The sequence below is a fragment of the Burkholderia sp. PR2 genome, assembly GCF_052372875.1.
Taxonomy (GTDB): Bacteria; Pseudomonadota; Gammaproteobacteria; order Burkholderiales; family Burkholderiaceae; genus Burkholderia; species Burkholderia diffusa.
In genome coordinates this window covers 1635182-1656078 of the sequence record NZ_JBQRWH010000004.1, presented here as the reverse complement: position 1 = coordinate 1656078, position 20897 = coordinate 1635182, and the positions used below count along the sequence as shown (strand labels likewise).

General features: G+C 68.5%; 15 protein-coding genes and 1 pseudogene. 2 read left to right on the top strand and 14 right to left on the bottom strand.

Annotation, left to right across the window (positions count from 1 at the left end; all coding sequences use genetic code 11):
* Positions 1–216: 216 nt before the first annotated feature.
* Positions 217–1962 carry a cyclic peptide export ABC transporter gene (locus ACT2FV_RS24930; protein ID WP_444505010.1) on the top strand — a complete coding sequence of 582 codons (1746 nt, stop codon included), beginning with the start codon at positions 217–219 and terminating at the stop codon, positions 1960–1962.
* A 213-nt stretch (positions 1963–2175) separates the two neighbouring features.
* Here ACT2FV_RS24930 and ACT2FV_RS24925 read toward each other — a convergent pair whose 3' ends face one another.
* The 7 genes from ACT2FV_RS24925 to ACT2FV_RS24895 form a co-directional block, all read right to left on the bottom strand.
* Complete coding sequence (locus ACT2FV_RS24925) at positions 2176–3219, bottom strand: ABC transporter substrate-binding protein (protein ID WP_444505009.1); 1044 nt, start codon at positions 3217–3219, stop codon at positions 2176–2178.
* On the bottom strand, positions 3216–4016 hold the full coding sequence (gene fhuF, locus ACT2FV_RS24920) for a siderophore-iron reductase FhuF (RefSeq protein ID WP_444505008.1): 801 nt from the start codon (positions 4014–4016) through the stop codon (positions 3216–3218). Before fhuF ends, ACT2FV_RS24925 begins: the two co-directional genes overlap by 4 nt.
* A complete protein-coding gene (gene fhuB, locus ACT2FV_RS24915; RefSeq protein ID WP_444505007.1) occupies positions 4013–6106 on the bottom strand; it encodes a Fe(3+)-hydroxamate ABC transporter permease FhuB in 2094 nt (697 codons plus the stop codon). The genes fhuF and fhuB overlap by 4 nt, the downstream gene beginning before the upstream one ends.
* The gene (locus tag ACT2FV_RS24910; protein ID WP_444505006.1) at positions 6103–6954 is read right to left on the bottom strand and encodes an ABC transporter ATP-binding protein; all 852 of its coding nucleotides are present in this window, start codon (positions 6952–6954) and stop codon (positions 6103–6105) included. Before ACT2FV_RS24910 ends, fhuB begins: the two co-directional genes overlap by 4 nt.
* A complete protein-coding gene (locus ACT2FV_RS24905) occupies positions 6944–7963 on the bottom strand; it encodes a TauD/TfdA family dioxygenase (protein ID WP_444505005.1) in 1020 nt (339 codons plus the stop codon). Before ACT2FV_RS24905 ends, ACT2FV_RS24910 begins: the two co-directional genes overlap by 11 nt.
* A gap of 45 nt (positions 7964–8008) precedes the next feature.
* Complete coding sequence (locus ACT2FV_RS24900; protein WP_444505004.1) at positions 8009–8251, bottom strand: MbtH family protein; 243 nt, start codon at positions 8249–8251, stop codon at positions 8009–8011.
* 94 nt (positions 8252–8345) lie between these two features.
* On the bottom strand, positions 8346–9014 hold the full coding sequence (locus ACT2FV_RS24895) for an RNA polymerase factor sigma-70 (RefSeq protein WP_444505003.1): 669 nt from the start codon (positions 9012–9014) through the stop codon (positions 8346–8348).
* Positions 9015–9193: 179 nt separating this feature from the next.
* Here ACT2FV_RS24895 and ACT2FV_RS24890 point away from each other — a divergent pair.
* Positions 9194–9289: pseudogene (locus tag ACT2FV_RS24890) on the top strand (HHHH-motif protein); the annotation flags it as partial.
* A gap of 94 nt (positions 9290–9383) precedes the next feature.
* Here ACT2FV_RS24890 and ACT2FV_RS24885 read toward each other — a convergent pair.
* The 7 genes from ACT2FV_RS24885 to ACT2FV_RS24855 form a co-directional block, all read right to left on the bottom strand.
* A complete protein-coding gene (locus tag ACT2FV_RS24885; RefSeq protein WP_151051726.1) occupies positions 9384–10406 on the bottom strand; it encodes a fimbrial protein in 1023 nt (340 codons plus the stop codon).
* Complete coding sequence (locus tag ACT2FV_RS24880) at positions 10403–11149, bottom strand: fimbrial biogenesis chaperone (RefSeq protein WP_124902471.1); 747 nt, start codon at positions 11147–11149, stop codon at positions 10403–10405. Before ACT2FV_RS24880 ends, ACT2FV_RS24885 begins: the two co-directional genes overlap by 4 nt.
* A gap of 16 nt (positions 11150–11165) precedes the next feature.
* Positions 11166–13619, bottom strand: a complete 2454-nt coding sequence (locus ACT2FV_RS24875; protein WP_444505449.1) for a fimbria/pilus outer membrane usher protein — start codon at positions 13617–13619, stop codon at positions 11166–11168.
* Between the two features lie 122 nt (positions 13620–13741).
* Complete coding sequence (locus tag ACT2FV_RS24870) at positions 13742–14254, bottom strand: fimbrial protein (RefSeq protein ID WP_444505002.1); 513 nt, start codon at positions 14252–14254, stop codon at positions 13742–13744.
* Positions 14255–15087: 833 nt separating this feature from the next.
* Positions 15088–16554 (bottom strand): efflux transporter outer membrane subunit, encoded by a 1467-nt coding sequence (locus ACT2FV_RS24865; protein WP_444505001.1) that lies wholly within the window; start codon positions 16552–16554, stop codon positions 15088–15090.
* Positions 16551–19688, bottom strand: a complete 3138-nt coding sequence (locus ACT2FV_RS24860) for a multidrug efflux RND transporter permease subunit (protein WP_444505000.1) — start codon at positions 19686–19688, stop codon at positions 16551–16553. The genes ACT2FV_RS24865 and ACT2FV_RS24860 overlap by 4 nt, the downstream gene beginning before the upstream one ends.
* 19 nt (positions 19689–19707) lie before the next feature.
* Positions 19708–20895 (bottom strand): MexX/AxyX family multidrug efflux RND transporter periplasmic adaptor subunit, encoded by a 1188-nt coding sequence (locus ACT2FV_RS24855; protein ID WP_444504999.1) that lies wholly within the window; start codon positions 20893–20895, stop codon positions 19708–19710.
* Positions 20896–20897 lie beyond the last annotated feature (2 nt).

Below are 20897 nucleotides of genomic sequence, written 5' to 3'. Positions count from 1 at the left end.
CGGCTTCACTGGTGTGACGAACGGCGCGGCCGATTTTTTACCGTTTTGCGCGCAAAGCGAGAACGGATGCATTTTTTGAAGGCACGGCTAAATATTTGCGCGGCCCGTTCGTCTATCAGGGAGGAAAGCCGCGACTGGCCCGTCCCGCGCGCTGCTTTCGCATCAATCCCGCCGTTTCCGCAGGATTTGCCTGCCCTTCATTTACCGATGTTGCCGATGACCGCCGCCCACGAGCCTTCTTCCCCGCCGTCCCTCGACGCCTCCCCCGGCCGCCCCGCGGCCCGCCTGATCCTCGCGCTGCTGCGCGAAAGCCGCGCGTCGCTCGCGCTGGCGCTCGTCGCATGCGTGCTCAATGGCGTCGCGAGCGTGCTGCTCGTCGCGACGCTGAACCGCGCGCTCGCGACGCCCGGTGCGGCCGACGTGTCGCTCGCGTGGCGCTTCGCGCTGTGCGCGGTGATCGCGCTCGTCACGCGCATCGTGTCGGGCACGCTGTTCGCCCGGCTGTCGCAGGACACGATGGCGCGCCTGCGCGTGCATCTCGCGCGGCGCGTCGGCGCGGCCGAGCTGCGCGACATCGAGCGGATCGGCGCGGCGCCCGTGCAGTCGGTGCTGACCGACGACGCGACCAACGTGTCGATGCTGTTCTTCGCGCTGCCAAACCTGGTGATGCACGGCTCGATCGTGTTCGGTTGCCTCGGCTATCTCGCGTGGCTGTCGTGGCCCGTGTGCCTGCTCGCGCTGACCGCGATCGTCGCGGGCTCGCTCGGCTATCACACCGGCGATCGCCGCGCGATCGCGTCGCTCGAGGCGGCCGGCCAGGCGCAGGATCGCCTGTTCGGCTATCTCGGCTCGCTGTTCTCCGGCGCGAAGGAACTGAAGCTGCACGACGCGCGCGCGCGCCAGTTCGTCGACGGCCAGCTCGGCGCGGCGATCGGCGAAGTGCGCGACCACCGCCGCCGCGCGTTCAGCGCGTATGCGGTCGGCGTCGGCTGGATCATCTTCCTGTTCTACGTGTTCCTCGGCGCGGCCGCGTTCTGGCCGCAGCTGGGCGTGCATGCCGATGCAGGTACGGCGGCCGGCTACGTCGTCGTGTTCCTGTTCATGCTGGTGCCGCTCGACGGACTGCTGAACAACCTGCCGACCGTCAATGCGGCTCGCGTGTCGCTCGGGCGCATCGAGAGCGTGATGGCCGAATTCGGTGCGCTGCGCACGGTGCCGCCCGCCAGCGACGCCCCCGACGTACCGCCGGCTGGCGCCGTCACGCTGCGCGGCGTCACGCACGCGTATTTCCACGAGCGTGACGAACGGATGTTCCGGATCGGGCCGATCGACCTGACGATCCGGCCGGGTGAGCTCGTGTTTATCGTCGGCGGCAACGGCAGCGGCAAGACGACGCTCGCGAAGGTGCTGACGGGGCTCTACGAGCCGGAGGAAGGTGCGATCGAGGTCGACGGCCGGACGATCGGCTGGCGCGAGCGTGCTGCGTACCGGCAGCGCTTCAGCGCGGTGTTCAACGATTTCCATCTGTTCGATGCGCTGCTCGGCATCGTCGATCCCGACGATCCGGCGCGTGCGCAGGCCGATGCGCGCGCGAACGCGCTGGTCGCGAAGCTCGCGCTCGATCACAAGGTGAAGGTCGTCGACGGCGCGTTCTCGAACCGCGCGCTGTCGACCGGGCAGCGCAAGCGGCTCGCGCTCGTCGTCGCGTATCTGGAAGACCGGCCGTTCTACCTGTTCGACGAATGGGCGGCCGACCAGGATCCGTCGTTCAAGGCGGTGTTCTACGAGCAACTGCTGCCCGAGCTGCGCGCGCGCGGCAAGGCCGTGATCGTGATCACGCACGACGACCGCTATTTCGATCTCGCCGATCGGCTGCTGAAGCTCGACAACGGGCAGATCGTCAGCGACACGACGCCCGCGCGGTCACGTGCACGGGACGGTGCCGATGCGCTGAGCGCGTAGGCACGCGTGAACACCGGCCGCCTGCACGCGGCGATTGCGGCGCGCAGGCAGTCGGTGTTCGGCTCGGCGGAGCGGAAAGGACTGGAAAAGTCGAAAGGAAATATCGTTCGGCATACTGACGTAAAGGTGACGCCATCGGGACGCCGCGACACGCGAACAACTACGCGGCGCTCGGTCAATCGCGCCCCCTGCCCGCAACGACGATTCGCTCGCTCAGCGCACGGCCGGCAGCTTCAGCATCGTATCGGTCATCACGTCGGCCAGCTTCAGCGCCGACATCGGCCCGCCGAACCCCCAGATGTTCCGTTCGACGAGCGCGATCCTGCGTTCGCGCAGCGCGGGCACGAAACGCCACACGGGCGAGTCGAGTTTCGACGACAGCGGCACGTCCATGCCCGTCGCGGTGACGAACAGCACGGCGAGATCGCGTTGCCGGAGCAGATCGGCGGATGTCACGTAAAGCGTGCCTTCGCGCGTCGGCTTCTTCGGCCACGGGTCGAGCCCGAGCGCGCGCGCGAGGCCCGCCGACGTGCTGTTGCCGGTATATGCCCAGTAGCGGTCGGGCAGCCCGAGATCCTGCAGCAGTGCGATGCGATCGCCGCCGCGGCCCGCGGCCTTGAGCCGCGATGCATTGCGCGCGATCCCCGCGTCGAGTTGTGCTTCGACCGCCTTCGCGCGCGCGTCGCGTCCGGTCACGGTACCGATCGTCCGGAAGATCCGGCGCATCCAGTCGAGCTGCGTGACGAGCACGCCGCCTTCCGACACGTTCGGGCTGAACTGGAACAGGATCGTCGGCGCGATCCGGTCGAGCGCGGCGAAGATCGGCGCATGCCGGAAGCCGACGCCGAGGATGAGGTCGGGCTTCACCGCGGCGATCGCCTCGAGCCCCGGCTCCTGACGCGAGCCGATGTCGGTCACGTGCGCGAGCCGGTCGCTCTCGTAGCCGAGCCAGCCCGGATAGAACGCGGTATCGGCCATGCCGACCGGCACGATGTCGAGCGCGATCACGCTTTCCGCGAACATGAAGTCGAGCGCGACCACACGTTGCGGCTGCACCGGCATCGTCGCGCTCGCCTGCGATACGACGGGGTTGCCGGCGAGCGAGCGCCCCGATTGCGAAGGCGTGCTGCCCTGCCCGCCGCGCGTGTCGTTCGCGACCACAGCGGCCGGCGCCGCATGCGCGCCGCAGCACGCGGCGCCGAATGCGGCCAGTGCGGCAAGCGCATGGCGACGGCCGGCATGTGGTGCCGGCGTCACCGGATCGCATCCTGCTCGGCCAACGCCGCGTCGTCCATCGTCAATAGCAGGGGGCAGCTTCCACACAGTTGCGTTTCTCCAGGAATTTCATAGCGCAGGCAGCACACGCGGCGCGCGCGAAACGGCGTCGGCAGCAGCGGCGAGCGCGGCACGGCGTCGCGTACCGGCAGGCGCAGCGGATTCGGCTCAACTTCGACGCAGGACGCGCCGAACAGCCAGTCGGCATCGCGAGCGGGATCGGCCGCGCACGGCAGCGAACGGTACGTGTCGAGCAGATAGTCGAGCAGGTTGCCCGCGTTGCTCCACAGCACGCGCGGCGTGACGCGGCCCATCGCCGCGAGCAGGCCGATCACCGCGCCGAGATGCGCGACGAGCCCCGCATAGCGCGGCGCGGGCGCGATACACGGCGCGCCGAGCGCGTCCGGCGCGAAATACAGCGCAGCCGGCATCCCGTCGTCGAGCGCGACGAACGTGCGGTCCGGCGTCATGTCGAGCGGCCGGCCGAGCGTCAGCGCGGCGACGACGCCGGCCGGCGCCGCGCGGCCGAAATAGTATTTGCTCCATTGCGACATCAGCGCGCGCGCATGCAGCGCGGGATCGCCGCCGTAGTGGCGGACCATCGCATCGAGCAGCGCATCGCGATGATCGGGCAGCGCGCCGACCGGCAAGATGATCCGGCCCGGCGCGTGCGCGTCATCGGGCATCCCGAGCCACACCGCGTCGAGATGGCCGGTGAACGGTTCGGGGGCGAACGCGGAGAAGCGCGTGGCGCGTGCACCGTCGAGCGCCGGTGTCATCGCCCCGCGCGCCGCGCGCGGCGGCCCTCGAGGATCAGCAGCCCGAGCAGATACGGCGCGCCGATCAGCGCGGTCAGCACGCCGGCGGGCACTTCGCGCGGCGCGACGACCGTGCGGGCGGCCAGGTCGGCACACCCGAGGATCAGCGCGCCGCATGCGGCCGCGAGCCACAGCCGCGTGCGGTGCCGGCGCGCGCCGAGCATCGTCGCGACGTGCGGCGCCATCAGTCCGATGAAGCCGACCGGCCCGACCGCCGCGACGGCCGCGCACGCGGCGAGCGTCGCGATCGTCAACGCGAGCGGCCGCAGCGCGGCGACCGGCAGGCCGAGCGCGGCCGCCTGGTCGTCGCCGAGCGCGAGCATGTCGAGCGGCCGCGCGAGCCAGGCGAACACGGGGACCGCGAGCACGCACCACGGCAGCAGCATCGACACCTCGCCCCAGCCGCGGCCGTAGGTGCCGCCGACGAGCCACACGACGAAGCGCGCGGGCTGCACGCTTTCCTGCGTGATCAGCCATTGCGCGAGCGTGGTCCACAACGCACCGATCACGATGCCGGTCAGCGCGACCGCGAGCGGTGCATAACGGTGCCGGTGATTCAGCGCGAGCGTGATCGCAAGCGACAGCGCACCGCCGCTCAACGCGGCCACGGCGAGCGTCACGTGCCCCATCAGCGGCCACGTCGACAACGCGAACAGCGTGACGAGCCCCGCGCCCTGCGTGACGCCGAGCACTTCGGGGCCGGCGAGCGGGTTGCGCACGACGCTCTGCATCGCGACGCCGCTCACGGCGAGCAGCGCACCCGCGAGGAGCGCGCACAGCAGCCGCGGCATGCGCAGGTCGATCAGCATTCGCGCGACGGCATCGTGACCCGACAGCGCGGCGGACCAGCGTGCCGGCGACAGCCATTCGGGGCCGGCCGACACGCCGGCGAATACGACGAGCACGCCGGCCGCGACGAGCAGCGCGGTGCGCAGCGGCCAGCCGAGCTGCTCGAGCCAGGCGACCACCCGCGTCGACCCGTTGCCGGCCGCGCGTTCGGCTTGAGCATGCAGCACGCCCGACCAAGCAGCGCCGCGCCGGATCATCGCGAGCATCAGCGGCGTACCGACGAGCGCGATCGCGACGCCGGTCGACAGCGTCGCGTCGAGACCCGACGCGAGCACCGCACTGTCGGTGACGAGCACGAGCGCGCCACCCGCGAGCGCCGACAGCGGCACCAGCACGCCGAGCCGGCCCGCGCGTGCGCCGCGCACCTGGCGCACCAGGTTCGGCGCGACGAGCCCCACGTACGACAGCGGGCCCGCGATGCTGACGGCCACGCTCGTGAACGCGACCGCGACGATCGTCGCCGCGAGCCGCGCCGCGTCGACGCGCACGCCGGCCGCGGCCGCCGCCTCGTCGCCGAGCGCGAGCGGATTCAGCGGCCGGATCACGAACGGCAGCGCCAGCAACGGCACGACGAGCCAGCGTGCGGCAAGCGCGAGCCCGGTCGCGCCGGGTTGATAAAGACTGCCGTTGGCCCACAGCGCCGCGCCCGCGATGTTCTGCTCGAAGAATGCGAGCACGAGCGTCGACAGTGCCGCGAACAGCAGCATGCACACACTGCCCGCAAGCACGAGCCGCAGCGGCGTCGCGCGCCAGCCGCCGGCCGCGACGATCGCGCACGCGGCGGCGACCAGCCCGCAGACGAACAGCAGCGGCACCGACGCGACACCGGCGAGCGCCGGCACCAGCATCGCCGCGAGCAGGCCGAGCTGGGCGCCGCCCGTCACGCCGAGCAGGTCGGGCGATGCGAGCGGGTTGCGCGTGAGCGACTGGAACAGCGCACCCGCGATGCCGAGGCAGCCGCCCGCGACGAGCGCGGCCGCGACACGCGGCAGGTTGAGGTCGAACAGGAACACGCCCGCGAGCGCGGCAGCGTCGCTGCCCGGCATCGCGCTCCACCACGCGCGAAGGTCTGGAGCGATGCGCAGCACCGCCAGCACCGCGATCAGCACGACGAGGCCGAGCGCGAGCACGCTGGCACGGCGGCCGGATGCCGCACCCTGCCCGCTCGCCGCGAGCCGCTTGCGCATCGCGAACGTCGTCATACGGCGATATCCCGGTGAACTGCGCGATCGAACCCGTCCGCCGTGCCGGATGCCGGCGGCCCGTATGCCGGCACGCACATCGGCGCGCCCGTCTGCGGATGCGCGAGCTTCAGCATGTCGACGCCGAACGCCGCGCGCAGCCGCGCCGGTTCCAGCATCGCGTCGGGCGAGCCCTGCGCGACAAGGCGGCCGGCACGCATCAGCACGATGTCGTCGCTGAACGCGGCTGCCTGGTTCAGGTCATGCAGGACCCACACGATCGTCAGCCCGCGCGCGCGGTTCAGTGCGCGCAGCGCGTCGAGGATGTCGAGCTGGTGATGGATGTCGAGATAGGTCGTCGGCTCGTCGAGCAGCACGATCGACGCCTGCTGCGCGAGCGCCATCGCGATCCACGCGCGCTGCCGCTCGCCGCCCGACAGCGCGCCGACGTCACGCCCGGCGTCGCCGGCCAGGCCGCTCGTCTCGAGCGCCTCGTCGATCGCCGCATGGTCGGCGCGCGACAGCCCGCGCAGGAAACCGCCATACGCGTAGCGGCCGTACGCGACCAGCTCGCGCACGGTCAGCCCCGACGGAATCTGGTTGAACTGCGCGAGCATCGTGAGCTCGCGCGCGAGCGCGCGACGGCGAAACGACGCGAGCGGCTTGCCGTTTACGTCGATGCGGCCCGCACGCGCGGGCTGCAGGCCCGCGAGCGTGCGCAGCAGCGTGCTCTTGCCGCAGCCGTTCGGGCCGCACAGCGCGGTCACGCGGCCGGCCGCGATCGACAGGTCCAGCCCGTCGATCACGACATGGTCGCGATAACCCACCGTCAATCCGCGCACGGCCAGCGCGGCGGTACTACGCGTCATCGGTCCTCCGTTCGGCCGCGCGCGGGACCGTATAGCTTTGCGCCATCGCGACGACCACCTTGCGCGGCCCTTCGAACGGGTCGCGTGCGTGCGCGGTCAGCATGTTGTCGAGCATCAGCACGTCGCCCGTGCGCCACGGGAACACGATGCGCTGGCGATCGAGCACGCCGCGGATTTCCGCGAGCGCGTCGGCCTCGAGCGGCGCGCCGTCGCCGTAATACACGTTGCGCGGCACGTTCTCGAGCCCGACCGCGTCGACGAGCGCCTCCTGCATGTCGTCGTCGAGCGCGGACAGGTGAAACAGGTTCGCCTGGTTGAACCACACGCGCTCGCCCGTGCGCGGATGGCATGCGACAGCCTGGCAGCGTTCGCGCGTGCGCAGCAGCAGTTCGCCGTCGTCGTCCGTGCGCCATGTGCATTCGATGCCGCGCGCCGCGCACATCCGCTCGACCTCGGCCGGCTCGTCGGTGCCGAACGACTGCTGCCACGGCAGGTCGAGCCCCTGGCCGAAGTTGCGCACGTACAGCAGCTCGCGCTGCTCGAAGCGCGCGACCAGCGCCGGATCGAGCGCACGGTAGACGGCGCGGCTGTCCGCGATCGGCGTCGCGCCGCCTTTCGGCGCCGCGAGCGCGCAATGGAACCAGATCCGCAGCGGCCACTCGCGCGTGTATGACTGCTCGTTGTGCAGCGGAATCGCGCGATGCGGCGGGTATTCGGTCGACGTGTAGACGGCGCCTTCGACCTGGCTGCGCGGCGTCGACGCGTATTCATAGCCGATCAGCGGATCGCCGAACGACGCCGCGAACTGCTGGAACGCGTCGATCGACGGCACGTGAAAGCCCGTGAACAGCACACCGCCCGCCCGTTCGAGCGCGTCGGCCGCGATCGCATGCGCGAGCGGCGCGATCTCGTCGATCGACATGCCGTCGGCGCCGCGCGGCGACACGACGGTGGGCAGCCCCGGCTCGATACGCAGGTCGTCGAGCGTCGGCAACGAAAGCAGGGTCATGCAACGTCCTCTTCAGGTGGCGCGCCGCACACGCGGCGCAGCGGGTCACGACGCGCGCGTTGCGCGATCGCCGTCCATCGCGCGGCGCAGGCTCGCGGGGCGCATGTCGGTCCAGACGGTCTCGATGTGCGCGAGGCAGTCGGCTTTCGGGCCGCGCACGCCGACCTCGCGCCACCCGGCCGGCACGGGCCGGAACGTCGGCCAGATCGAATACTGTTCTTCGTCGTTGATGACGATCGTGTAGACGAGGTCGTCGGTGTCGGCGGAAGGCGTCGTGGCTTGCGTCATGATCGAAAAAAGCGGGAGGCGGTTGAGGGAGGCGAAGCGGCGAACTGTCGGATCGGCCGCTCCTGTCTTGAAGACGATTGGCCGGCGCGATTTTTTACCGGCGCCGCGCGCGGCCGCCGAGAAACACCGGGCACGCGTCACCGCGATGGCACGCGTCGAGGCATTCCGCGCAGTGCCGCTCCGCGTCGCGCACCATGAAATACACGAGTGTCTGCGACACGTTCAACGCGCGCGCCGCGGTCTGCAGCGTCTCCTCGCGCAGCCGCACCATCTCGAACGCCGCGCGGCTGCGCGCCGGCAGGTCGTCGAGCGCGGCCCACACGCGGCGCAGCGTGTCGCGCGTCATCAGCGCGGCCTCGGGCGTCGGTTCCGGCGACGGCACGTCGAAGCCGTCGTCCTCTTCCGTGTGATAGACGTTCTCGAGGCTTTGCCGGCGGCACGCATCGATCGACGCATTGCGCACCATCCGCGTCACGTATGCGACCGGCTGGCGCACCGCGTCCTGGTTCGGGAATTCGACGAGCTTCACGAACACGTCGTGCACGACGTCCTCGGCGCGGCTCGCACAACCGACGAAGCCGCGCGCGACGTTGACGAGCATCGCGCGATGGGAGATCAGCACGTCGAGCAGCGCGCCCTGCGCATGCGGCTCGGCGGTACGGCGCGCCCGCGGCGCGGGACGCGACGGCAGGTCCGGATAACTGCCGAGGAACGGGTTCGCCGTTGCCGCTGCCGGTCGTTCGAGCACTTCCGCCATAGCCATCGATCTGCTCCGTCAAATTCCGAGATAGCGCAATTTAACGTAAACGCAAATCATTCTCAATCCGATTACGAGATGACCCTTTCGGTTGTCAGGATTTGTCTGATTAATTGACGGATTCGGTGTTTTGACGAACGGGACAGGCCGAACGACAGGATCTCGACGAAGACGCCTCCGCCACCGTCGCACGGCTCGTGCCGGCCACCGCCGAAGCGCATCCGCGCCACGTGTGCGACTTCGTGCATCGCCATCACAAGGTGTGTCGCCGGGTGCTTTGAGCGGCGCGCCGCGAGCCTGGAAAAAAGCGCCGGCATGCCGGCGCTTTCACGTGAGGTGCGTGCGGTGCGTCGAGCCGCGCTCGCGCGGCTCGCGTCAGTAGATGAACAGCCGGATCGTTGCAGTCGCATCGAACCGCCCGATCTTCGGCGGCCCGAACGACTTGAGCACCGCGTCCATCAATACGCTCTGGTTCATGACGTTGGACGGAAACTGAGCGAGGTTGAACTGTTGGTTGAACGGAATGGCCTTGCCCTGGCTGTCCTCGATCCCGATACCGAAATTGCTGTCCTTCGCCGGCACCAGCAAGCCGTTCTGAACCGGATAGCTCGTTTCGAAATATCCGTCGACGCGTACCGCGACGTTGCATTTCTTGGTCAACGACAACGAGAACCGCTTGCGCGGCACCGCCGGCATGAAGCCGTTGCCCACGGCCTGCACCTGTCCGAAATTGACGATGCCCGGTTCGGGCGTCACGAGCACGTCGACGAAGCACGGCGTCGGCTTGAGGTTGCGCAGGCCGCTCAGGCGGTACTGGAAGCTCGGGTTGTATGCATTCAGCCCGAACTCGCCGTCGAACTGGAATACCGTGTAGATATCGCTCGGTGGCTGGACCCAGTTGCCCTTCTTGCGCACGACGACCTGGTAGTCGATGCTGATACGGGTCTGCTCGCAACGTCCGCGATCGAAGTCGTACTTGCTGCACGGCGGCACCGAATAGCCGGTAAACACCCCTCCGCCGCGATTACTCGTCTTGTCGAAATAGTCGATTCCCTTGTAGCGGATGCCGATCTCCAGCCCCCACGCCGCCGGGTTCGTGCGATTCGGGTTCGCGTAGAAATAGATGTTGTCGACGACTTTCAGGCTGCCTGCATCGCCGAGGTCCTTGTAGCAATACCCTGACGTGGTGCGGACCGGCGACACCCAGATCACGTATCCGTCCGGCGCGTCGGTCGGATACGACGCGACACCGCCGATCGGCTCGGTCAGCGAGGTCGCACCGCTGTTCGTCAGGCATCTTAGCGCCCACGCCGGCTGCGCGGCCGCGACCAGCAATCCCAGCACGAGCCAGCGCAGCCACGCCGCCGGCAACCGCCGTTCGCGCATCCCCCCGCTCATTTCTTCACGCTCTTGCAGGCACCGGCCTCACACGCATACTCGACCGCCACCTGGCCGCCGTAGTCGTCCACGTGCGTGACGAACAACGTCGACGGCGTCGCGGCCTTGAACGGCACGTCGGCCGTGCTCATCGGGCTCACCATCACCGGGTCCAGCGGCACATGCGTCTTCTGCGCACCCGAAGCCACGTCGACGATCGTAATGTGATACGGCGTCGGATTGTCGAACACGAGCTTGTGCGCCCCCGCGTCGACGCGCAGCGTCATCGGCAGCGTCCAGTCCTCGTCGCGCGCGGGCTGCACGCCCTTCGGCCGGTAGAACAGCTTCATCTGCGTATGCAGCGCGATCTGCAGCGTGTTCGGCGTATCGGTCTTCGGCGGCACTTCGCGGATGTTCAGGTAGAACACCGATTCGCGATCGGCCGGCAGTTCGGTGCCCGGCAGCTTCGCGATGCGCAGCACGTTGCGCTCGTTCGCCTCGACGCGCTGCAGCGGCGGCACGACCATCAGCGGCGACGTGATCTTGTTGCCTCGCGTGTCCTCGAGCCACGACTGCACGAGATACGGATACGTCGTGCTCTTGTTCGTGATGGTGACGATCGCGGCCGGTTCGCCTTCGTTGAAGATCACGCGCGTGCGGTCCGGCACGATCGCCGCATGCGCGACGCCGGCGAGCAGCGCGCTGGCCACGGCCAGCATGCACGACGCGCGGCGCGGGAAGAAAAGAGAGAAAGCGTGGTTCATCGCTGGATCCGTCAAATCATCGTTCCGTCCGTGCGGCCGTTGCATGCGGCTCGCCGGGCGTCTGGCACGTCACCGGAATCGGCGTGCCTTCGAGTTGAAGCTGGTTGGGCAGTGCATTCACCGCGCACAGCGTGCGTTCGCCTGCACGCACCACGAGCGCGGATCTCGGCTGCACCTGGGTCAGGAACGCGGCGCCGGCTTCGCCGACGATGCCGAGCTCCTTGCCGTTCGCCGCGTCCTGCACGGATGCGCCGAACGGCACCGGCTTGCCGGCCGCATCGGTCAGCGTCAGGTACAGGTTGCTGCCGCGTGCGGTGGAGAACTTCACGAAGCCGATCGCGCCGTCGGTCAGCACCATGCGCTGGATCGGGTTCGACACCTGCACCTCGAGCGGCAGTTTCTCGACGTTGACGGTCGCGTCGTACACGTTGTACGGGGAGATCCCGTCGAGCACCGCATAGCCGCGCGAGTCGGTATGCGTGAGCGTGCCGGACAGCGGCACGTCGGGCACGCCGTCGGTCGATACCAGCAGGCGCGTATCGCCCGCGTTGCCGTTCGCATGCGCGGACACGCCGTACTGCGTCGCGACGAGCGAGCCGTCGACTTCGAGCGACGCGGCCGCGTACGCGTTGGCGAGCGTCGACGCCTGCGCGCTCAGCTGGTAGGTCGACGTGCGCTGGCGGAAGCTCGCGTTCGCCGACGCACGGCCGTCGGTCGCGCCCGCATTGATCTGGTAGGTGCGGCCGTCCGGATCGTCGTAGATGTAGCCCGCGTTCACGCTCGTGCTGCCGCTGCCCGTCGTCAGGTTCGACGTGACGGTGTGGCGGCCGCCGATCGGCAGCGTCGCGGTCACCGAGAACTGGTTGCCGCTCGCGCCCGCGCTCTGCGTGCGGAACGCGGACACGCTGACGTTCAGGTTGCGCAGTGCGCCGACCGAGAACGCGCGCGTCAGCGTGAGACCCACGCGCTGCTCGGACGAGCGCGCCCAGTAGGTCGTCTGGTCGTACGAGAAATAGGTCGACGTGTCGCCGAAGCGCTTCGACATCGTCGCCGAGTAGCGCTGCTTGCTGTTGGCGAGACCGTACGCGGTCGGGTCGCCGGAGAACTGCGCGAAGTTGGTGTACTCGCGCTCGGAGAAGCGATAGCCGAAGAAGCGCACGTCCGCATCGAGCCCGTCGAAGTGCTTCGAATAGTTGATACGGTACGAGTTGCCGTTGCGCGTCGCGCCATTCCACCACAGCCGTGCGCGTGCGTGCGTGACGTCGGCCGACACCGCGCCGAACGTGCCGAAATCGCGGCCGACGCCGAGCGCGATCGACGTGTAGCCCGATGCGGCGATGAAGCCGCCGTACAGCGTGATGTCGAACGGCAACCCGTAGGCGGCTTCGCCGAACCCGAAGAACGGCGTGATGCCGGCGCCGCCGAACTGCCGCGGCTTGCCGACGGCGGCCTTGTAGCGCAGTTGTCCGGTGCGCGCGAGGAACGGCACGGCGGCCGTCGTCACCTGGAAGCGCTGCACGCTGCCGTCTTCCTCGTCGACCGTGACGTCGAGCGTGCCCTGCACGCTCGTATTGATGTTCTGCAGCGCGAACGCGCCGGGCGACACGCGCGTCACGTACAGCACGCGGCCCGCCTGCGACACGGTGACGGTCGCGTTGGTGCGCGCGACGCCCGAGATCAGCGGCGCATACCCGCGCAGCGAAGGCGGCAGCATCCGGTCGTCGCTGCGGATCGATGCGCCGGTCAGCGCGAACGTGTCGAAAATGTCCGAGCTCAGGTAGTCGTCGCCGAACGTCACCGTCGACTGGATCGACGGCAGCGCGCGAAACGCATAAAGCCGGCTGAAGCGGAACGTGCGGTCCGCATACGCCGTGTTGCCCACGTTCGACTGCACCTGGTAGTCGCCGCGAAAGCGCCACGCGTCCCAGTTCGCGCCGATCGTTCCGTAGGCCTGGACCGAATTCGTCTGTCCGCCGCCCGAACCGAAGTTGCGGTTCGTGTTCGCGATCACGCGATAGTCGAGCATCGCGCCCGGAATCCCGTCGGACCAGCTCGACGGCGGCAGGTACGTCGAATCGGTGAATTCGAGCGCGGCCTGCGGAATCGTGATCTTCAGCCGTCCGTCGCTCTTCAGGTAGCGCACGGTCGCGCCCTCGATCGCGCCGAGATCGACGCAACGTCCGCCCTGAAAGCGCGGCAGGTCCTTCGCGAGCGATGGTTTCAGCCCGAACCGCGCGACGAGTTCCGGCGGCAGGCACGGCTTGCCCGCGCCGGATGCGTCGAGCGCGATGAACTGGATCGCCTGCAGCCCGTAGAACAGGTCGTTGACCTGCACGTCGAGCATGTATTCGCCCGGCAGCGTGAAATCGGGCTGCGAGAACTGCGACAGGTCGACGTTGTTCGTGCCGTCGATGTCGAGGAACGACGAATTGAATTCCGTCGCATGGCTCTGGCTGCCGACCACCAGCACGGAGACGCAAAGGAAGGAATGTCTGATTCGCACGCGGCGCTACCGGAAATCCGGGGAAGGTGAGACGTGAAGGAAAGGAAGCCGGAGAAAGGGTGTGGACACACCTTCTCCGGTACGGCCGCTTACTGGTAGCGGACCGTGAAGTTCGCGACGCCGTCGGCCGTACCCGGCGTCACGCCGGCGGCCGTGGCTTCGTACATTGCCGCGAAGCGTGCGATGTTGGTGCCGTTTTGCAGCAGGGTCGGTGCCTTCTGTTCGGCGCCGTTGTCGAGGTATTCGCCCGACGCGGCCTGCAGGCGGATGCCGACGTTGGTTGCCGAACCGATCGTGGCGAGCAGCTTCGGCTGGCCCGCGCTCGACGTGCCCGTGAACGTGAAGTACGCGTTCTGCGCGATGCTGGTGTCGCAGTCCGTCAGCTTGATGTCGAACGACACCGCGTCCGACTTGTCGCCGGCTTGCTTGAACTTGTTGGTCGGTACCTTGCCGAGCTGCACGGTCTGGTTGACGGAGTTCGAATCGATGCCGCATGCGCCCGCGACGATCTCGCCCGTGAAGTTGATCGTGCCGGTGCCCGCTGCGAAGGCCGAGGTGGACAGGGCTGCGAGTGCGACCGCGCTCAGGAGGGTTTTTTTCATGACGTGTTCCATGAGAATTGCAAAGGGAATGGACGACGTGGCGGATACAAAAGGCAGCGTGTGGTTGGCTCCCGTCCGTCACGAGGCGGCATTATCGAGATAGGAGTGAAAGAATTTTGTAAATCATTGTCAAATCTCAATGACAATCTTTGTTTTACGCATTTTTAAACCCCATTCCTTCCTGCCAATTCTCAATTACGACACTTTCTTCCGCAGTCCTTTTCTATTTTTCGGAACCGACTGAAAATTAAAGACAATTCGCTTTATCGATTGAAATATCCCGGCTTCTCTTCGTTGGGCAAGGACTTTCCAGATACCGGATGTGAGCCGACAAAATTCGGTCCGATCCCGCCATCGTTGCATGACCGCAACGAAATGATTCGACGATTTTCAACTGACAGGAAATTAACGGGCGATATTCAACGACGCGAAATTTTCGCGCAAACGATTGCAAAATACGCACAAACGTTTTACCGCGACACTTTGCAACCCCTGATTATTGGCAATACGTGAATTAATCGAATCGTCAACCCGGAATTAAAGCGGCCGCATAAAGCCGTGCGTCGGGACGACATTCGCGACACTGGATGGAGTCGAAACTGGAGGAAGTCCGGCACGATCGGAGGCCGGCGGCGACGCGATCGGTCGCCGGGATGCGAGTCGAGTGGAAGGCGGCCCTTCAACCCGACTGCGTGGAGGAAAAACAGGCGCGACGAAGCGCGCATGCGCGTGTCGTCGATCGCGGCCGGTGACCCGACCGCAGCAACACCGACCGGGGTAGCGGCGACGCATCGCCATGCGCCGCCGCTACCTGCCCGGTCCCGGTCAAGACATCACGCGGCAGCTTCGCCAGCCGTGGCCGGCGCCCACCCGCCGCCCAGCGCGCGATACAGCGCAATCGCATTCGCGAGCCTGCGTTCCTTGAGCCGGATCAGCTCCTGTCCCGACTCGTACGTGCTGCGTTGCGCGTCGAGCAGTTCGAGATACGTCGCGACGCCGCCCGCATAGCGGCGCTCGGCGAGCTTCAGCCGCGCGCCGTCGGCCGCATAGACGTCCTGCTGCGCCGCGAGCTGGCGATCGATCCAGTCGCGCGCGGCGAACGCGTCGGCCACTTCGCGGAATGCGGTCTGCACGGTCTTCTCGTATTCCGCGACCGCGATGTGCTTGCGTGCGTTCGCGACGTCGAGATTCGCGCGATTGCGGCCGCCCGCGAAGATCGGCAGCGTGATGCGCGGCGCGAACGTCCACACGCTCGTGCCGCCCGCGAACAGGCTCGAGAACGCATCGCTGACCGAACCGTAGTCGGTCGTCAGCGCGATGCGCGGGAAGAACGCCGCGCGCGCGGCGCCGATCTGCGCGTTCGCGGCCTTGAGCCGCGACTCGGCCTGCCGGATGTCCGGCCGCCGTTCGAGCAGCGCGCTCGGCGCGCCGGGCGCCACCGGCGCGATCGCGAGCGTGTCGAACGCGGTGCCGTCGGCCGGCACGGTGCGTGCAAAATCGCCGGCGAGCAATTGCAGTGCGCGCACCGACTGCGCGTGTTCGCGCTGCAGCGCGGCCTGCGACGCACGCGCGGATGCGACCAGCATCTCGGCCGAACGCAACTCGATCGCGTCGCTCGTGCCGGCCGCGTAGCGGCGCTGCGTGAGCGCGGCGATGCGCTCGCGCGCGTCGAGCGTGCGCTGCGCCAGCGCCAGTTGCTCGCGCAACGACCGTTCGGAAACATACGCGCCGGCGACTTCGGCAATCACGCCGATGCGCACCGTGCGCTGCGCGTCGGCCGTCGCGAAATACTCGGCGAGCGCCGCATCGGACAGGTTGTGCACGCGGCCGAACAGGTCGAGCTCGTACGCGCTGACGCCGACGCCCGCGCGATACAGCCCGCTCACCGCGCTCTCGCGCACGACCGGGTCGTACTGGCGCGTGCGTTCGTAGCCGAGGTTCGCGTCGACCGACGGCATCAGGTCCGCGCGCTGCACGCCGTACAGCGCGCGCGCTTCGTCGAGCCGGCCGGCCGCGATCCGCAGGTCGCGATTGTTGGCGAGCGCGGCATCGATCCACGCCTGCAACGCTGGATCGGTGAAATACGCGCGCCAGTCGTCGAGCAGCGCGGCATCGGCGAATGCAGCCGCCTCGACCGCCGGCTGCGTGTCGCCATCGACCGGCGTGTAGCTGGCCGGCACCGGCGCGGCCGGGCGCTCGTAGCGCGGTGCGAGCGAGCATCCGGCGAGCGCGAACGCGAGTGTGGCGGCCAGCGCGACCCGAGCTCGCGGCGTCGCGCACGCCTTCAGGTAAAACGTCATTGCGAACCCTCCATCGTCGCCGGCTGCGATCCGCCGCGCCGGCGCGGGCCGACGTCGAACAGGCGACCGACGCTCACGAAAAACAGCGGGACGAGAAACACCGCGAGCACCGTCGCCGTGATCACGCCGCCGAGCACGCCGGTGCCGATCGCCATCTGCGCGCCCGATGCGGCGCCCGACGCGAACGCGAGCGGCAGCACGCCGACGCCGAACGCCAGCGACGTCATCACGATCGGCCGCAGCCGCAGGCGCGCGGCCTCGAGCGCGGCGTCGACGAGCGACATGCGCTGCGCGACGAGGTCCTTCGCGACTTCGACGATCAGGATCGCGTTCTTCGCGGACAACCCGATCGTCGCGATCAGCCCCACCTTGAAATAGATGTCGTTCGGCATCGCGCGCAGCGTGACGCCGAGCACCGCGCCGATCAGGCCAAGCGGCACGACCAGCATCACCGCGAACGGGATCGACCAGCTCTCGTACAGCGCCGCGAGCGCGAGGAACACGACGAGCACCGACAGCGCGAACAGCATCGGCGCCTGCGCGCCCGACAGCCGCTCCTCGAACGACTGCCCCGACCACGCGTGGCCGATGCCGGCCGGCAGCTTCGCGGCGAGCCGCTCGATCGCGGCCATCGCCTCGCCACTGCTGTGGCCGGCCGCGGCCGAGCCGTTGATCGTGAACGACGGATAGCCGTTGTAGCGCGTGAGCTGCGGCGGCCCGAGCGTCCAGTGCAGCGTCGCGAACGCCGCGAGCGGCACCATCTCGCCGCGCGCGTTGCGCACGCGCAGCTTCTTCACGTCGTCCGGATCGAGCCGGCGCAGCCCGTCGGCCTGCACGATCACGCGGCGCACCTGCGTGCCGTGCATGAAGTCGCCGATGTAGTCGGAGCCGAACATCACCGCGAGCGTCGTGTTGATCTCGTCCATCGACACGCCGAGCGCCGACGCCTTCGCGCGATCGATGTCGAGTTTGAGCTGCGGCGCATCCTGCGTGCCGGCGAACATCAGGTCGGTGAGCGCCGGATCCTTGCCGCCCGCCGCGAGCAGTTGCTCGCGCGCGGCACTGAACGCCGCGTAGTCGAGCCCGCTGCGATTCTGCAGCCGGAAGTCGAAGCCGCTCGTCGAACCGAGATCGGGCAGCGCCGGCGAGTTCATCGCGAACACCGTGGTGTTCGCCGCACCCGCGAAGCGCTCGTTGATGCGCGCGACGATCGCCTGCACGTGATCGCGCGCGGCCTTGCGTTCCTTCCAGTTCTTCAGCGTGACGAAGATCATCCCGCCGTTCGGCCCTTCGCCGTACAGGTTGAAGCCACCGAGCGCGAACGTATATGCGGCCGGCTCGTCGTTGCGGATATACGACTCGACCTCGCGCACGCTCTGCATCGTTTCCGCGAGCGGCGTGCCCTGCGGCCGGATCACCATCACCATGAAGTTGCCCTGGTCCTCGTCAGGCAGGAACGCGGTCGGCAGTTGCGTGAGCATCAGCGCGGCCGCCGCGGTCAGCGCGCCGTACACGAAGAGCCAGCGCACCGGCTTCTTCAGCATCGTGCCGACGCGCGTCGCATAGCGCTGCGTCGCACGCGCGACGAAGCGGTTGAACCAGCCGAAGAAGCCGCGCTTCTCGTGATGGTCGCCGGACACCGGCTTGAGCAATGTCGCGCACAGCGCCGGCGTCAGCGACAGCGCGAGAAACGCCGAGAAGCCGATCGACACCGCGAGCGCGAGCGCGAACTGCCGGTAGATGTTGCCCACCGCGCCGCCAAAGAACGCCATCGGCACGAACACCGACGTCAGCACGACCGTGATGCCGACGATCGCGCCGCTGATCTGCGTCATCGCCTTGACGGTCGCGTCGTAGGGCCCGAGCCCCTCCTCGACCATCAGCCGCTCGACGTTCTCGACGACGACGATCGCATCGTCGACGAGGATGCCGATCGCGAGCACCATCCCGAACATCGTCAGTACGTTGATCGAGAAGCCGGCCGCGTACATCACACCGAACGTGCCCGCGAGCGCGACCGGCACGACCAGCGTCGGGATCAGCGTCGCGCGCAGGTTCTGCATGAACAGGAACATCACGAGGAACACCAGCACGCCGGCCTCGATCAGCGTCGTGACGACCTTGTTCATCGACACGCGCACGAACGACGACGTCTCGTACGGGATCTGGTATTTCACGCCCGGCGGGAAGTACGCGGACAGCGCGTCCATCGTCGCGCGCACGCGCTTCTCCGTTGCCACCGCGTTGGAGCCCGGCGCGAGCTTGATGCCCATCCCGGTCGCGGTCTTGCCGTTCACGTACGACGGATAGTTGTAGTCGTTGCCGCCGAACTCGACGCGCGCGACATCGCGCAGGTAGAGCGCCGAGCCGTCCGGCTGCGTGCGCAGCGCGATCGCGCCGAAGTCGGCCGGCGTCTTCAGCGGCGCGTCGGCGAACACCGTCGCCGCGATCGGCGCGGTGTCCGGCACCGCGCCGCGGCCGATGTCGCCGATCGTCACGCGCGCGTTGTGCGCGCGCACGGCCGACGAGATATCCGACGCGGTGAGGCCGTGCCCGGCCATCTTCACCGGGTCCGGCCAGATCCGCATCGCATATTCGGCGCCCCAGAACTGCACGCGGCCGACGCCTTCGACGCGGCGCAGCGCCTGCACGACGTTCGCCGACGCGTATTCGCCGAGCTGCACGTCGGTCATCCGGCCGTCGTCCGACGTCAGCGACACGACGAGATGGATGTTGTCAGCGGCCTTCTCGACCTGGATGCCGTCGCGCCGCACGGGCTCGGGCAGCCGCGCCTCGACGGTCTTCAGCCGGTTCTGCACCTCGACGGCCGCGAGATCGGCGTTGACGCCCTGCTTGAACGTCAGGTACAGCGACGCGGCGCCGGCGCTGCTCGTCGCGGACGTGTACAGCAGCCCCGGCGCGCCGTTCATCTCGCGCTCGATCAGCGCGGTCACCGATTCCTCGACGACCTGCGCGGACGCGCCCGGGTACGTCGCATAGATGCTGACGACGGGTGGCGCGATGTCCGGGTACTGCGCGACGGGCAGCGCGCGTATCGCGAACGCGCCGCCGAGCATGATGAAGAGTGCGATCACCCATGCGAAGACGGGGCGATCGATGAAGAAACGTGCCATGTTGGTCTCGGTGAACCGGTCAGGTTTGACGGGCGGCCGCCTGTGACGCAGCCTTCGTCGGCGTTGCCTGCTCGACGGGCTTGACGGCGGTATCGGGGGCGAACTGCGCGGCGTTGTCGACGATCACGCGCTCGCCGCCCGCGAGGCCGCGCGTGATGCGCCAGTCGCGTCCGCTCATCCGGTCGGCGACGACCTCGACGTCCTTCACCTTGCCGTTCGCGCCGACCACGCGCACCGACGTGCGGTCGGCCGTGCGCAGCAGCGCATCGCGCGGCACGAGGATCGCGCGCTGGTCGACGGCCGCGTCGAGCGCGATCCGCACGTACGCGCCCGGCAGCAGTTCGCGTTCGGGATTCGGGAACAGCGCGCGCATCTCGACGGTATCGGTGGTCGGGTCGACCGCGAGATCGCTGAACAGCAGCCTGCCCTTCAGCGGGTACGTGGTGCCGTCGGCACGCAACAGCGTCACCGTGACGTCGTGCTGCGCGATGCCCGTCGCGCGACCGCTCTTCACCGCGCGGCGCAACGCATCGACGTCGGCCGCCGGCTGCGAGAAATTCACGTAGATCGGATCGAGCTGCTCGACGGTCGTGAGCGGCGTCGCCTGGTCCTGGCCGACGAGCGCGCCTTCGGTCACGAGCGCGCGCCGCGCGCGGCCCGAAATCGGCGCGGTGACGGTTGCATAGTCGAGCTGCAGTTGCGCGCGGGCGAGTTCGGCCTTCGCCGAAGCGACGCCGGCCTTCGCCTGCGCGTCGTCGGCAACGGCCTCCGTGTGATCGCGCTCGCTGACCGCGTGGTCGCGCACCAGGTCGTCGTAACGGCGGCGCTTGTCGCTCGCCGCGAGCGCGGCGGCCTGCGCCTTCGCGAGCGCACCCTGTGCGGCGTCGCGTGCGGCCTTCAGCGGTGCCGGGTCGATGCGGAACAGCACCGCGCCCTGCTTCACTTCCTGGCCTTCTTCGTAAGTCCGCGCGGTGACGATGCCGGCGACCCGCGCGCGCACTTGCGCTTGCCGATACGCGTCGAGCCGGCCGGGCAATTCGACGGTCATCGGCACGGCCGTCGGACGCACCGTGACGACCGTCGCGTGCTGAATGGCCTCCGGCGCCTTGTCCTGTTCGCCCTTTCCGCATCCGGTCACGAGCAGCATGGCTGCGAGCGCGAACGGCGCCAGCCGAAGGCGGCGCCCCAGGGAGCGTTTGTTGTTCATGT